We start from the raw sequence: 14,596 nt of genomic DNA, 5'->3' as shown, positions 1-14,596 counted from the left end.
TCAGGTGGTGACGGTCTGCCGGCGGTCGGCCGCGTACGCCATCGCGTGCTGGACCACGCCGATGAGGACCTCCTTGACGGACTCGCGGTCGCGGGCGTCACACAGCACGAGCGGGACGTCCTCGTCCAGGTCGAGGGCCTGGCGCACGTCGTCGGCCGGGTAACGGGCCGAGCCCTCGAAGCAGTTGACGCCGACGAGGAAGGGTATGGAGCGCCGCTCGAAGTAGTCGACGGCGGCGAAGCAGTCCTCCAGGCGGCGGGTGTCTGCGAGCACGACGGCTCCGAGGGCGCCCTCGGAGAGCTCGTCCCACATGAACCAGAACCGTTCCTGCCCTGGCGTGCCGAACAGGTACAGCACCAGGTCCTCACGGAGGGTGATGCGGCCGAAGTCCATGGCCACGGTGGTGGTGTGCTTGCCCTCCACGCCGCTCGTGTCGTCGACGGGCCGCCCGGCCTCGGTGAGCAGCTCCTCGGTGCGCAACGGCCTGATCTCGCTGACCGCGCCGACGAGGGTGGTCTTGCCCACGCCGAAACCGCCGGCCACCAGGATCTTGAGCGTGACGGGCTCGACCGGAGGCTTCCCGCGCTCAGAACGCCCGAAGATCATCGATCTCTTCTCCTGCTTGCTGGGGGTGGGACGACGGTGGCCCGTAGCCTCCGCCGCCGGGGGTTTCGATGACGAGTACGTCGCCGGGGCCGACGTCGGCCGAGTCGCTTCCGGCGAGCGGGGTGACCGTGCCGTCCGCGCGCTCCACCCGGTTGGCGCCCAGCGCACCGGGCTTGCCGCCCGCCATGCCGTAGGGCGGGACCCTGCGGTGCTGGGAGAGCGTGGAGACCGTCATGGGCTCGTGGAAGCGGATGCGGCGCACCGCGCCGTCCCCGCCGGGCCAGCGGCCGGGGCCGCCACTGCCGTACCGGACGGCGAACTCGTCGAGCCGCACGGGCAGCCGCCACTCCAGGACCTCGGGGTCGGTGAGCCGCGAGTTGGTCATGTGGGTCTGTACGACGGGCGCGCCGGGGAAGCCCTCGCCCGCGCCGGAGCCGGAGGCCACGGTCTCGTAGTACTGGTGCCGCTCGTTCCCGAAGGTGACGTTGTTCATGGTCCCGGAGCCTTCGGCCTGGACGCCGAGCGCGGCGTAGAGGGCGCCGGTGATGGCCTGGGAGGTCTCGACGTTGCCCGCCACCACGGCGGCCGGCGGCTCGGGCGCGAGCATCGAACCGGGCGGGACGACGATGTCGAGGGGACGCAGACAACCGTCGTTGAGCGGGATGTCATCGGCGACGAGGGTGCGGAACACGTACAGGACGGCCGCGTTGACCACGGCGAAGGGGGCATTGAAGTTGCTCGTCAGCTGGGGGGAGGTACCGGTGAAGTCGACGGTCGCGCGGCGGTTTTCGCGGTCCACGCGCACGCGTACGCGGATGACGGCACCCGAGTCGGTCTCGTAGGCGTACTCGCCTTCGTCCAGGGCGTCGACGACCCGTCGTACGGCCTCCTCGGCGTTGTCCTGGACGTGCTTCATGTAGGCCTGCACCACGTCGAGGCCGAAGTTCTCGATCATGCGGGCGACTTCGTCGACGCCCTTCTGGTTGGCGGCGATCTGGGCGCGCAGGTCGGCGAGGTTGGTCTTGGGGTTGCGGGAGGGGTAGAGCGCCCCGGTGAGCAGGGCGAGGGTCTCCTCCTCACGGAAGCGGCCGTTCTCGGCGAGGAGCCAGTTGTCGAAGAGGATGCCTTCCTCGTCGATGGTGCGGCTGCCTGCGGGCATGGAGCCCGGGGCGATGCCGCCGATCTCGGCGTGGTGGCCGCGGGAGGCGACATAGAACAGGATGCGGTCACCCTGCGTACCGAAGACCGGGGTGATCACCGTGACGTCCGGCAGGTGGGTGCCGCCGTGGTAGGGGTCGTTGACGGCGTATGTGTCGCCCGGCCGCATCGAGGTGCCCCGGCGCCTGATGACCTCCTTGACGCTGGTGCCCATGGAGCCCAGGTGGACGGGGATGTGCGGCGCGTTGGCCACCAGGTTTCCGTCCGGGTCGAAGAGGGCGCAGGAGAAGTCGAGCCGCTCCTTGATGTTGACGGACTGGGCGGTGGACTCCAGGCGGGCGCCCATCTGTTCGGCGATCGACATGAAGAGGTTGTTGAAGACCTCGAGGAGAACGGGATCAGCTTCTGTGCCGAGGTCGGAACTCTCCGTAATCGCCGCGCGTTCCATGACCAGATGCCCGTCGTCTCGCGCCACGGCCTGCCAGCCCTCGTCGACGACGGTCGTCGCACTGGCCTCGGTGATGATCGCGGGGCCGGTGACGGTTTCGCCGGGAGGCAGGTCCTCGCGGCGGTGGAGGGGGACGTCGCGCCAGGCGCCGCCGCTGTGGAGGCGGACGGTCTCGGGCGTGGCCGAGCCGCCCGCGTGGGCGGCTCGGTACGGGGCGAGAACAGAGAGATCGGGGGGGTCTGTGATGCCGGTGGCTTCGACAGAGAGGGCTTCGACGACGATCGGACGGTCGAGCGTGAAGGAGTACGTGGCGCGATGACGTTCTGCGAAGGTGTGACGCATCGTGTCGGGCTCGGTCAGCTCGACGGTCAGGGTGGTGTCGGTGCCGTCGTAGCGCAGCTGTGCGCGGCGGGTGACCCGGATGCGGTCCTCGGGGACGTCCTCGGCGAGGAGTTCCGCGCGGGCCGCTCCCTCCAGGTCGTCGGCCGTCTTGAGGACGGCGGGCATGGACGCGGACTCCAGGGGTGCCTCGACGGACTGTTCGCGCATGGCCGTGGTGTCGGCGAGTCCGATGCCGAGCGCGGACAGCACGCCCGCCATGGGTGGTACGAGGACGGTGCGGATGCCGAGCGAGTCGGCGACCTTGCACGCGTGCTGACCTCCCGCTCCGCCGAAGGTGGTGAGGGCGTAGCGGGTGACGTCGTGGCCCTTCTGGACGGAGATCCGCTTGACGGCGTTGGCGATGTTGGCGACGGCGATCTGCAGGTAGCCCTCGGCGACCTGCTCGGGGGTGCGGTCGTCCCCGGTCCTGGCGCGGATCTCGTCGGCGAGGGCGGTGAAACGGTCGCGGACGAGGTCCGCGTCGAGGGGCTGGTCGCCGTCCGGGCCGAACACCCTGGGGAAATGGGCGGGTTGGATCCGCCCCAGCATGACGTTGGCGTCGGTGACGGCGAGCGGGCCGCCGCCGCGGTAGCAGGCGGGCCCCGGGTCCGCGCCCGCCGAGTCCGGGCCTACGCGGTAGCGGGAGCCGTCGAAGTGGAGGATCGAGCCGCCGCCGGCTGCGACGGTGTGGATGTCCAGCATCGGCGCGCGCAGCCGGACGCCGGCGATCTGTGTGGTGAAGACGCGCTCGTACTCGCCCGCGTAGTGCGAGACGTCGGTGGAGGTGCCGCCCATGTCGAAGCCGATGACGCGGTCGAAGCCGGCCAGCTGCGACATCCGGGCCATGCCGACGATGCCTCCGGCCGGCCCGGAGAGGATGGCGTCCTTGCCGCGGAACTGCCCGGCTTCGGCGAGCCCGCCGTTGGACTGCATGAACATCAGCCGTACGCCGTGGAGTTCGTCGGCGACGTGCTGGACGTAGCGGCGCAGTACGGGCGACAGGTAGGCGTCGACGACCGCGGTGTCCCCGCGCGGTACGAGCTTCATCAGCGGGCTGACCTCGCTGGACAGCGAGATCTGCGGAAATCCGACGCGTGCGGCCAGCTCCCCCACGGCCTGCTCGTGAGCGGGGTGCAGATGGCTGTGCATACAGACGACGGCAACGGCGCGGATGCCGTCGGCGTACGCCTCCTGAAGGGGGCCGAGAAGGGCGTCCAGGTCGGGGGCGCGCAGGACGGTGCCGTCCGCGGCGATCCGCTCGTCGACCTCCACGACCCGCTCGTGGAGCAGTTCGGGGAGGTCGATGCGGCGGGCGAAGATGTGCGGACGGTTCTGGTAGGCGATGCGCAGCGCGTCACGGAAGCCCCGGGTGACGACGAGCAGTGTGCGTTCGCCCTTGCGTTCCAGCAGCGCGTTGGTGGCGACCGTCGTCCCCATCCGGACGGCCTCGATGGGGTCCTGGGAGCCGTCCAGCAGTTCGCGTACACCCGCGACCGCCGCGTCGGAGTATCGCGCCGGGTTCTCCGACAGCAGCTTGTGCGTCAGCAGACGGCCGTCCGGGCGCCGCGCGACGATGTCGGTGAACGTGCCGCCGCGGTCGACCCAGAACTGCCAGCCTGTCACGTCAGTACCCCGCTCCCGCGCCTCTCACAGTGCCCGGAGGCCGTTGATCACGTCGCGCAGAATACTCTCGTCCGGCAGCTCGGCAGGGGGCACCGGCCGCGTCACATGGACGAATTCCCCGGCGACGAGGTCACCGACGAGAACGCGCACCACTCCGATCGGCAGATCGAGGCCGGCGGCGAGTTCGGCGACCGACTGGGGGGCGTCACGGCACAGGTCGACGATGTCCACGTGTTCCGGGGACAGCGTGGCGTCGGCGTCCGGATCGTCCGCGTGAGGCTCCGTGACGACCACCGCGATCAGGTCGAGGCGGTGCTGGCCCGCGCTGGTGGTGCGGCCGCGCGTCATCGCGTACGGACGGACGACCGGACCGGCTTCGTCGTCGAACCAGTGGCTTCTTCCCTGACCGTCAGCGCTCATGACATCCCACTACCCGCCTGCGGGCAGATCGGTGCGCGGAGCGGCCCCCAGATGCACACCGACCCTCTTGACGAGGAGCGTCATCTCATAGGCGACCTGCCCGACGTCCGAGTCGGCGTCCGAGAGGACGGCCAGGCAGCTGCCGTCGCCGGCAGCCGTCACGAAGAGAAATGCGTCGTCCAGCTCGACGACGGTCTGCCGGACGTTGCCGGCCTCGAAGTGCCGGCCCACCCCCTTGGCCAGGCTGTGGAATCCGGAGGCGACTGCGGCGAGGTGCTCGCTGTCCTCCCGGGTCAGGTCCTTGGACACGCCCGTCGGCAGGCCGTCGCCGGAGAGCACGAGGGCTTTGCGGATGCTCGCCACACGGTCCACCAGGTCGTCCAGGAGCCAGTTGAGCTCCCCCGCCTTGCTGGTGTCGGTGTGGCCGCTCGCCTTCGGTGCGGTCATCGACCGTCCCCCTTTGTCGTTCGTTGTGGTGCTGTGCCGCTGTGGGCGTCGTCGCCCGCGGCGTTCTCGTCACGGCCGCGCTGCCAGCCGCGCTGGAGCGAGGCCATACGACTGCGTACCTCGTCGGCGTCCCGCTCCACGAGTTCTGGGCCGTCCTCCGTGCGCCGCTGGGCGCTCTGCTTGAGCTGCGGAGCCAGGTTGGCCTGCCGTACGCGCCGGGGCAGGGAGCCCGCGCCGGGGCTTGTTTCCTGCGCTGCGGTGCCGGGGCGCGGGCCGGCGGTGTCCTGGCCGCCCGGCACAATCGCGGTGGGGCGGCTGCGCATCGGGAGGGCGGGGGGCTGCGGGCTGCCGCCGCGGCCCCCCGGCTCGGGTGCCGAGGATGCGGGGCGCTCGGCAGGCCGGTCGGCCCCGCCGGTGCCCGGGCGCAGCGGTGAGGCACCGCGCCGGCGGGTCGGCAGCGGGGGCGCGGATTCCTGGTCGGACCGGCCCGGGCCCCGCCCGGTCGGCGGCTCTTCGGTCCGGCGACGGGACGGCAATGGCGCTGGGGCTTCCGGCTCGGGGCGTCCGGAACCCGTCGGCAGCTCGTCGGCGGGGTCCTCGCGCCGCGACCGCTGCTCGGTGACCGGGCGTCCGTGCGAGCTGACCAGCTTGGGCGTGCGGCGACGGGGCAGCGGGACGGGCGCGCCCACGTCGTCGGCCGCGTCGCCGCGGGCCGGTTCGCGGAGGTCGGGCTCGCCATGGAGCGAGCCGCCGCTGTCACCGGTGGTCTCGTCCTGTGCGAGCGCGATGGAACGGCGAGGTCGGAAGAGTCCGCCGCGTTCGCTGTCCTCGTCGTCGAGCGCGCCGGGGAAGTCCTCGATGGCGTCGAGGTCGACCGGTGCCTCCAGTTCGACCGGGCCGTCCAGGAGCCCGGCGGGCAGACCGGGAAGCTGCGCCGGCGTCCGGGAGAGCGCGTTGCCCGGCCGCTCCTCCAGCTCGGCCTCCTTCGAGTGGTGGGGCCGGTCGAGACGGAAGCCGATGCCGTTGGTGTCCGGGACATCGTCCGTCAGCAGCGCGTCGGGGACGAAGAGCACCGCGGTGGTGCCGCCGTACGGGGAGGGCTGCAGGGAGACTCGGACGTTCTGCCGCTGGGCGAGCCGGCTGACCACGAACAGTCCGAGCCGGTCGGTGTCGGACAGCTCGAACTCGGGTGTCTCGGCGAGCCGGAGGTTGGCGTCCAGAAGGGCGTCGGCCGCCATGCCGAGGCCGCGGTCGTGGATCTCCAGGGTGAAACCGTTGGCGACCCGCTCGCCCAGGACCTGGACGGCCGTGTGCGGCGGAGAGAACACCGTGGCGTTCTCCAGGAGTTCCGCCACGAGATGGGTCAGGTCGGCGACGGCCGGGCCCGTGACCGCGATCCGCGGCAGGCGGCGGACCTCGATGCGTTCGTAGTCCTCGACCTCGGCGACGGCGGCCCGGACGACGTCCATGAGCTGGACGGGCTTGCGCCACTGCCGGGAGGGGGCGGCGCCGGAGAGGATCACCAGACCCTCGGCGTGCCGCCGCATACGGGTGGTCAGATGGTCGAGGCGGAACAGGTCGGCGAGTTCGTCGGTGTCCTCGGTCCGGCGTTCCATGGTGTCGAGCAGGGTGAGCTGCTTGTGCAGCAGCACCTGGCTGCGGCGGGCGAGGTTGACGAACACTTCGGAGACGCCGGCGCGCAGTTCGGCCTGTTTGACGGCGGCCTCGACGGCGGCACGCTGCAGGGTGTTGAGGGCCTGGCCGACCTCGCCGATCTCGTTCTTGTCGTACTCCAGGCGGGGGACCTCGGTCTCCACGTCGACCTGTTCGCCCGCGGACAGGCGCCGCATGACGCTCGGCAGCCGCACACCGGACGCCTCGTGGGCCTCCAGGCGCAGTTGACGCAGGTCGCGGATGAGAGTGCGGCCGATCCGCACCGAGACCACGAGCGAAAGGACCACGGCAACCAGGCCCAGTACTCCGGCGACGGCCGCCTTGACGATGACGTTCATCGCGACCGGCTGCACCCGGTCCTGCAGGCGGTCGCCGGCCTGGTCGTCGAGGGTGGCGAGTGCGGTGAGAACACTGTCCGCGTCGCCGTCCCAGCTCTTGGCACTGACCGAACGGGGCGTACCGGCTCCGGAGTCGATGACGGACCGCTCGGCCGAACGCAGCGGGGCGGTGGCGGCGTTCTTCCAGAACCGGTCGTAGCGTTCACTCTCAGCCGACGGCAGCACCGGCAGGCTGATGTCGTACAACTGGGTGCGCTGCGCGACCAGGTCGGAGACCTCGCGGACCTCCTCGCGGGTGAGCGTGCCGACCACCAGGGAGGAGCCGAGCAGGGCGTCCTCCCGGGAGAGGAGTTCACGGGCGCGGGTGATGTTGACGAGGGCGCGGGCCTGCCGGTCGATCTCCACGTTGTCGACCGCGTCGAGGGCGGCCAGGAAGGCGTAGCAGGGGTCCACCAGGCGGTTGTAGAGGCGGAGGGCCTCGGCGCGGGTCATCGTGCCCTGCTCGGCGCTGCTGCGCAGGGAGTCGACGCCGTTGAAGGCGTCCAGGACGGCGGTGAGGCGTTCCTCGTCGCCCGCGCTCAGTCCGTCGCGGACGTCGGGGTCGTTTGCATTCCTGCGGACCTTGGCGATGGCCTCGTCGGAGGCGCGGCGGGTGGTGCGGAGCGCGGCGAGCGCGTCCGAAGCCCGCGGGTCGGCGAGATAGACGAGGGTCTGTCGGCGTTCCTGCTGGAGGACGCGGACGGTGTCCTCGATGGGATAGCCCATGTCCTTGACGGCCGTGGACACCTGGAACAGCTGAGTGACCGCCCGTCCCGTTAGTACCGTGGCGAATCCCCAGATCGCGGTGAGGGACACCAGCGGCACGAGAAGCAGCGCCACGATCTTCCGGCGGATCGACTTCCCGCGAAAGCGCATGGCCTCCCCCAGCTCGACCCCCTCCGGTCGGGGGTACACATGTGCGTCAACAAACGGCGCGAGCCTACTACCGACGCGCAGTTAACTCGAAGACCCGTCCGGAGGCTGAACTTCCGCACCGGCTCGGTGAGATGGGGAGTTGTCCGGGCATTGCGGGAGATTGCCGCCCGCATTCATGCGGCCACCGCCCATGCGGATCCGGTCGGCGTGGGCGGTCAGTTGGCCAGAATTTTTCGTTTCCTGGGAATCTTCGCAGCGCGTCGTTCGTCCTTCTCTTCGGGAAATGGGGGCGGAATCGGCCACACGAGCCGCATCCCGCAACCGGGCGGCGTAAAACAGCGCAAGCCGGGCAGCCACTGGGGAGCCGTGTGTTCTGGCACGGACGGGGTCTGCTGGCGGTGGGGAGTGACACGTTGATGGGCACGGCGGAGCGGTACGAGGCGCCCATGGTGGGCAATGCGGAGCACCTGACGGTGCGGCGGAGCCCCGAGGCACTGGATCACGACATTCCGGCGCGCAGAGGCGGGCCCGGACCCGCTGGGAGCGCCACGGCTGAAGAGCAGCCGCACTACCGGCCCTTGTGGATCGAGGAGCCCGCGCGGCGGCGCCGTATGCCCGATCCGGTGCGTACGGCCGCGGTGCGGGCGGTGCTGATCATCGCCGTGACACTGATCCAGGCAATGGTCGCGTTCCTGTGCACTCTGGCCGGATCATGGCTGGCCTTCCCCATGGTCCTCAGCAGCGTCGCGAGCACCGTGGCGGCGACGTGGGCGGCGCTCGACGTCTGGGTGACCCGCCAGGTGTGGAACCAGCGCAACGGCGTGGTGTCGGTCCCGAGCAGCACCGCCCGTGCCCTGCGGCGCGAGCGGCGCAGGGCACGCAGGCAGGCACGGGCCGCGGAGCGGGCCCAGCGGCGAATACAGCGGCGGGGTGGAGCAGGGCAGTTGTCGCACCCCTGACCGAGGTGAGTGGTGACGCGGTCGCCCGCCCCTAGGGGTTTGCAGGTGCGGGGCGTTTGAACATCCGCGTCGCGGTGATCTCGCTGTGCACCGCCTCCTCCGCCTGGGGCTGCTGCGGCAGTCCGGGGCGGAGGTGTTCCTCCACGCTGATGTACTTCAGGCCGGCGCGCAGGTCGGCATCGTTGCGCAGCCGGATCACCAGCGGGAACTCCGCGAGCGCTGTCGTGTCGAACAGGCCGGTGGTGTAGAGGAGTTGGACACCCAGCGCGTCCGACACGGCCCGCTGCAGCTCCAGCAGATAGGTCGCGTTGGCACGGCCGATGGGGTTGTCCAGGAACAGCGTGCCCGCGTGACGGTGCTTGTCGCGGCCCCGGTCGTTCGAGCGCAGCGCGGCCATCGTGCAGTACAGGGCGATGGCCGCGGTGAGCAGCTGACCGCCGGAGAACACGTCGCCCATCTGCCCGACCGGGACACGCTCGGCGCGCAGTACGGCGTCCGGCTTGAGGATCTCGACGGCGACGCCCTTGGGCTGGAGTGCCGCGCCCACGCCCCGCAGCAGCAGGGACATGCCGTCGCGTCGCAGGTCGGAGTTCTTCTTCACGGCCGCCCGGGTGGCTTCGTCGATGACCTCGCCGAGCCGCTCGGTGAGCGTGGCCTGATCGGGCTCCTCGAAGCGGATGCGCAGGAACTCCTGCCCTGACCACTCCCCCAGCCCCTCCGGCAGCCGGGACAGCCGCTGGGCGGACCGCAGTGTCGCCAGCGCCGACTCCACGAGCCCGCGCAGCCGGTCCACGATCGAGTCGCGGTTCCGCTCCAGCTGCGCCAACTCGTCGGTGAGGACGCGCAGCCGGGGCGCGAACGCGTCCGCCCACTTCTGGGCGTGCTCCGGCAGCGCGGAGGCGGGCAGCTCGCGGATCTGCTGCCGCGCCGGGGTGCGGACCTGCTCGTAGCGAGTGGAGTTGGCGTGCCGCACGAGCACATCGCTCGCCTCGCGTACGGCGGCCTCGGCGGCCGACAGGTCGGCGGCGCAGCCGCGCAGGGAGCGGCGGGCCTCCGCGGCGGACTGCCGGGCCTCCTCCAGGCTGCCGGGGTACGGCTCCGGCTCCTCCTGCTCCTCGTCCGGGGCGTGCTCGCGCAGCAGGTCGCGGAGCATCGCGGCGATCTCGTCGAAGCCGCCGGCCGCGTCCTCGGCGGCGCGGTGGGCGTCGAGGAGCTCGGCGTGGGCCTCGCGGGCCTGGTTCAACGCCTCGGTGCGGGAGGCGAGTTCGGCGGTGGCGGTGCGCAACAGTGCCTGTGCGTGCTCGGCGTCGCGCGGCTCGAGCTCCTCGGGCAGCTCGGTGTGCGCCTCGCCGTCCTCGGGCGCGTGCCGCTCGGCCTCGCCGCGCAGCCGCCCGAGCTGCTCGCTCGCGGTGGACATCCGGGTCTCCAGGAGCTGCACCAGCTCCTCGGCCCGGGCGGCGGCCGCCTGCCGGGACGGCCCGTCGGAACCGTCCGGCGACTGCAGCAGCTGCTCCGCTCGGGTGCGGACCTTGTTGCTGAGGCGGTCCAGCTCGGCGCGGGCCGCGCTCTCGTCGCTCTCCGCGCGGGCCTGTTCGGCGCGCAGATCGGCGCCGACGCCGACCTTCTCGTAGACCTGGGAGGCGGTGCGGTAGGCCTCGCGGAGTGCGGGCAGCGACGACTTCGGGGCCGCTGCGTCGTCCTCGGGTACGTCGTCGGGGGCGCCCGCGATCTCCGCGCGTTCGGCGCGCAGTGCCCGTGCGGTGCGGCGGGCGTCGTCGGCGGCGCGCTGGGCGCCGCGGCGGTCCTCGTCGGCGGCGCGGGCGCGCTCCAGGCAGGCCTGGGCGCGGGCCTCCGCCTCGACGCCGTCGTCGGCCAGTTCGCGCAGCTTGACCTGCCAGCCGGCCCGCTCGCGCAGCCGGAAGGCGAGCCCGGCGAGGGCGTCGGCCGCGCGCCGGGCCCTCTGCGCGGCCTCCTGCCGCTCGTCCCGCAGCTGTGCGGCCTCGGCGGCGACCTCGTCGGCCTCGGCGCGCGCCGAACGCGCCTCGGTCAGCTCGGCCTCGGCCTCCTCGGCGAACACCCGCGCGTCGTGCGCGGCCCGGGCGAGCTCGACGAGCCGGCCCTCCGGGCAGCCGGTGCGCCAGGAGGCGAGCCGCGCCGCGAGCTCACGGTCCTTGCCGAGGCGTGCGGCGAGCGCCCTGATCTCCTCGTCCCGCTCGGTCGCCCGCGCCCGCAGCGCCTGCCGCTCCTCGTCCGCGGCATGCTCGTCGTGCATGGCGGGGTTCGGCGGTACAAGGAACACGTTGCTGTCGCCCGAGTCGGCGGCCGGGGTGGGGGCGAGCAGGGCGGCCGCCGTGCCGACGGCCACGGCGGACCGCGGCAGCAGCGCCGCCTCGCTGAGGGCCTCGCGGGCGCGGGCGTGGGTGTCGGGGTCGGTGATGATCACGCCGTCGACCAGCTCCGGCCGCGCCGCCAGCACGCGCGCGTGGTCGGCGGGGTCCACGGCCTGGGCGAGATAGCGCCAGCCGGGCAGGGCCGGGATGCCGTGCTCGCCCAGGAACTCCACGGTGGCCAGCACGTCCGGTCCGGGCGGCAGCAGCCCGCCGTCACCGAGTGCGCCGAGGATCCGCGCATCGTCGGCCGCGGCGGTCCGCAGCTCGAAGAGCTGCCGCTCGGCGGAGGACACGGAGTCGTCGAGCAGCTCGCGCAGTTCGTCGGCGAAGCGGTCGAGTTCCTCGGGGGTGAGGGCGGCTTCGTCGCTGTCCGTTTCGTGGCGGGGGTGCGGGACCGACGGGCGTGCGTCCGGGACCGATGGCCGGGCGTCCTTGCCTGACAGGTTCAGCAGCTCCGCCAGACGCTCCTCGGCCGCCAGTGACTCCGCGAGTCGGCGCTCGGCCTCGTACGACCGGCGCGTCGCCGTCGCCGCGTCCGCCGCGCGGGCCGCGGTCAGCTCGGCGCGGGACTCGGCGGAGGCCGCCTCGCGCGCGTGCTCCGTGGCCTTGTGCGAGGCCTCGCGTGCGGTGTCCCAGGCGGCGACCGCCGTTTTCTCGGCGTCGCTGGCCGCGAGGGCGGCGCGGGCCGGGTCGGCGTCGGGCGCGCTGTCGTCGAGCCATCCCGCGCGGACGGCCTCGGCGGTCTCCTGCTCGACCTCGGTGAGGCGCTGGCGCAGATGCCCGATCTCGCTGCGGGCCCGCTGCGCCTCGGTGGCGGCGGCGGTCGAGTCCCGGTAGGCGGCCTGACTGACCTCCTGCAGCGCGGCGGACCGCTCCTCCTCCTCGTTGGCGAGGCTCTCGGCGCTCTCCGCGGCCGCGTGCAGGGCCCGTACGAGCTCCACGGCGGCCTTGGCCCGGGCGGCGAGCGCGGGTGCCGCGTCCCGTTCGGCCTCCTGGATGGCGGCGGCCACGCGCGCGACGCGGTCGGCGGCGGCGCGGTGGCGCAGCACGGCCTCGGCGGCCTGCCAGGCGGAGTGCAGGGTGCGCGCGTCGGCGAGTTCGCGCTTCTGCCCGGCGGCGGACTTCTCGGCGGCGGCGAGCGCCAGGGAGGCGTTCCGGTAGGCGAGTTCGGCGGCGATCAGTGCGCTGCGCTCGCGGGCCGCCTCGGAGTGCGTGACCGCGTACGCGGCGGCGGTGACACGCTGGGCGAGGTCGGCGGCCCGGATCCGCTCCTGCAGGCCCCGCGCCGACAGCCGACGCGCCAGCGTGCGGGTACGGCGCTCGGCACCGGCGTGGATGTCACGCGCGCGTGCCCGGGCCTCGGCGGCCTCGACGATCCGTCCGAGCAGATCCACCGACCCGGCGGTGAAATCCCGTTCGGCGATCAGCTCGGACCGGCGGCCCAGCTTGTTGCCGAAGCCGCTGACCAGGTCGGCGAGCCCGTCGGTGTCCCGAGTGTCGGTCACGGCGCGCAGCAGCAGGTCGGTGAAGTCGGAGTCCTTCTTGACCGCGAAGAGGCCGGCCGCCTCGCCCTCGTCGGCGTTCATCTCGCGCTGGTAGCGGAAGAGTTCGGGGTCGAGGCCGAGGTCGCCGAGGTGTTCGATCCACCGGTCGTGGATCTCCTCCCAGTGCACCTCCAGATGCGGATACGCCTTGCCCGCCTCGGTGAGGGCGTCCCGGAAGCCCTTCATGGTGCGCCGGCGGCCCTGCGCGCCCGACTGGCCCTCGACGGCCGGCCGTACGGCGGTGGCCTCGGCGACCGGCAGGTTGTCCAGGGACAGTCCCGGTCCGGGCCGGAAGGAGTACCAGGCCTCGGCGAACTTCCGCGGGTCGTTGGACACTTGCCGTCCGCGCCACTCGCTGACCTTGCCGACGACGACGCATTCGCCGGTCAGCGTGTGCTGCCACTCCAGGGCGACGTGCCCGCAGTCGTCGGCGAGCAGGAACTTGCGCAGCACGCCGGAGCTGGCGCCGCCGAGGGTGTTGCGGTGACCCGGCAGCATCACCGAGAAGATCAGCTTCAGCAGGACCGACTTGCCGCCGCCGTTCTCCAGGAAGAGCACGCCGGCGGGCGCGGGGCGACGCGGCGGGCCGACGGGCTCCTCCTCGAAGAACTCCGCCTGGGTGGGCGCGGGGTCGGGCACGGGCTCGCCCACGCCCCGCAGGTCGAGCACGGTGTCGGCGTAGCGCGCACCGGCTGGACCGATGGAGTAGAGGCGGACCCGGGACAGCTCGTACATGGCGGACTCTCGTAAGTCTTCGGCAGGTCGGGGGAGTTCAGGAGTGCGACGGCGCGTGGAACGGCAGCCCGGCGTCGGCCGCCAGCTCCAGGTCGTCGGTGTTCTCGGGCGGCAGCAGGGTGGGCGTGCCGTCGGTCACCGGGACCACGCCCAGCTCCAGCAGTTCGGCCATCGCGGCGCTGCCGGCCATGTCGCGCACCTGGAGCTGGTAGCGGGAAGTCGTCCGGTACGTACCGCCGTTGTCGTCGCCGGTGCGCTGCAGGAATCCGGAGTCGGTGAGGAACGCGGCGGCCTTGCCGACGATGCCGGTGGTCGAACCGGCGAGCCTGCGCGCGTCCTTGGTGGCACCGGCCGCGCTGCGTCTCGCCCAGATCCGCCACGCGGCCTCGAGGCCGGGTGCGTCGGTGGCCGGGTCGGTGTTGTCGCCGTGTTCCTCGGCACGCTCCTCCAGACGGCGGCAGGCCTGCCGTACGAACGCGTCGACACCGTTGACCGTCACGCGTCCGATGTATCCGTCGTCGGCGAGGTCCTCGGGGCGCGGGAACGCCATGGCGGCGACGGCGAGATGGGCCAGACCGTGCAGGAAGCGGTCGCCGCCGTCGGCGGACGTACGACGCGCGTAGTCGCCCATGCGGACGGCGAACACGGAGTCCTCGGCGGCCGTCACGGCCATCCCCGCGCGCGGGGACACCTCCAGCACCACAAGACCGAGCCCGGCGGCCACCGCGTCCGCCAGCCGCGCGAACGGCGGGTCCTCGCGGTAGCGGCGCAGCAGCTCGGCGTACTCCTGGTCCCGGGCGGGCTGCAGCTTGGGCTGCAGCCCGAACGCGACGAGCCGCGCCGCGTCGGCGGCGTCGGCGGGCGTGACGGCGGCGGTCGCCGACGGGGCCGGGGCCTCCGTTTCACTCCACTCGACGTGCTCACTCACTGCTCGGGCTCCTTGTCGCGTTCCTGCTCA

General features: G+C 72.6%; 8 protein-coding genes. 1 reads left to right on the top strand and 7 read right to left on the bottom strand.

The annotated features are described in order from the left end of the window. From ACFY1U_RS27970 to ACFY1U_RS27950, 5 genes are read right to left on the bottom strand one after another with little or no spacing between them, the layout of a single operon-like run. Positions 1–606, bottom strand: a complete 606-nt coding sequence (locus tag ACFY1U_RS27970; RefSeq protein WP_123963798.1) for an ATP/GTP-binding protein — start codon at positions 604–606, stop codon at positions 1–3. Then, positions 587–4,216: a hydantoinase B/oxoprolinase family protein gene (locus ACFY1U_RS27965; RefSeq protein WP_390696848.1), complete on the bottom strand. Its 3,630-nt coding sequence runs from the start codon at positions 4,214–4,216 to the stop codon at positions 587–589. Before ACFY1U_RS27965 ends, ACFY1U_RS27970 begins: the two co-directional genes overlap by 20 nt. Positions 4,217–4,240: 24 nt before the next feature. Next, positions 4,241–4,636 (bottom strand): DUF742 domain-containing protein, encoded by a 396-nt coding sequence (locus ACFY1U_RS27960; RefSeq protein WP_390696847.1) that lies wholly within the window; start codon positions 4,634–4,636, stop codon positions 4,241–4,243. A 9-nt stretch (positions 4,637–4,645) separates the two neighbouring features. Beyond that, positions 4,646–5,083, bottom strand: coding sequence for a roadblock/LC7 domain-containing protein (locus ACFY1U_RS27955; RefSeq protein WP_390696846.1), 438 nt, complete (start codon positions 5,081–5,083; stop codon positions 4,646–4,648). Next, positions 5,080–8,010, bottom strand: a complete 2,931-nt coding sequence (locus ACFY1U_RS27950) for a nitrate- and nitrite sensing domain-containing protein (RefSeq protein WP_390696845.1) — start codon at positions 8,008–8,010, stop codon at positions 5,080–5,082. The genes ACFY1U_RS27955 and ACFY1U_RS27950 overlap by 4 nt, the downstream gene beginning before the upstream one ends. Positions 8,011–8,426: 416 nt before the next feature. Between ACFY1U_RS27950 and ACFY1U_RS27945 the strand changes: the two genes are divergently transcribed. Beyond that, the gene (locus ACFY1U_RS27945) at positions 8,427–8,969 is read left to right on the top strand and encodes a hypothetical protein (RefSeq protein WP_390696878.1); all 543 of its coding nucleotides are present in this window, start codon (positions 8,427–8,429) and stop codon (positions 8,967–8,969) included. A 31-nt stretch (positions 8,970–9,000) separates the two neighbouring features. Here ACFY1U_RS27945 and ACFY1U_RS27940 read toward each other — a convergent pair whose 3' ends face one another. Both ACFY1U_RS27940 and ACFY1U_RS27935 read right to left on the bottom strand, forming a co-directional pair. Then, positions 9,001–13,638, bottom strand: coding sequence for a hypothetical protein (locus ACFY1U_RS27940; protein WP_390696844.1), 4,638 nt, complete (start codon positions 13,636–13,638; stop codon positions 9,001–9,003). Between the two features lie 37 nt (positions 13,639–13,675). Then, positions 13,676–14,566, bottom strand: a complete 891-nt coding sequence (locus tag ACFY1U_RS27935) for a hypothetical protein (RefSeq protein ID WP_115909425.1) — start codon at positions 14,564–14,566, stop codon at positions 13,676–13,678. Between the last annotated feature and the right edge of the window lie 30 nt (positions 14,567–14,596).

Origin of the sequence: Streptomyces sp. NPDC001351, assembly GCF_042896045.1 — a bacterium.
Taxonomy (GTDB): Bacteria; Actinomycetota; Actinomycetes; order Streptomycetales; family Streptomycetaceae; genus Streptomyces.
The sequence above is the reverse complement of the archived record's forward strand: the minus strand, read 5'-3'. Positions and strand labels throughout refer to the sequence as shown.

Bases quoted from the DNA above. Each gene is read 5' to 3' on its own strand.
- ACFY1U_RS27970 (WP_123963798.1), bottom strand. From the start codon at position 606: ATGATCTTCGGGCGTTCTGAGCGCGGGAAGCCTCCGGTCGAGCCCGTC.
- ACFY1U_RS27960 (WP_390696847.1), bottom strand. From the start codon at position 4,636: ATGAGCGCTGACGGTCAGGGAAGAAGCCACTGGTTCGACGACGAAGCC.
- ACFY1U_RS27955 (WP_390696846.1), bottom strand. From the start codon at position 5,083: ATGACCGCACCGAAGGCGAGCGGCCACACCGACACCAGCAAGGCGGGG.
- ACFY1U_RS27950 (WP_390696845.1), bottom strand. From the start codon at position 8,010: ATGCGCTTTCGCGGGAAGTCGATCCGCCGGAAGATCGTGGCGCTGCTT.
- ACFY1U_RS27945 (WP_390696878.1), top strand. From the start codon at position 8,427: ATGGGCACGGCGGAGCGGTACGAGGCGCCCATGGTGGGCAATGCGGAG.
- ACFY1U_RS27940 (WP_390696844.1), bottom strand. From the start codon at position 13,638: ATGTACGAGCTGTCCCGGGTCCGCCTCTACTCCATCGGTCCAGCCGGT.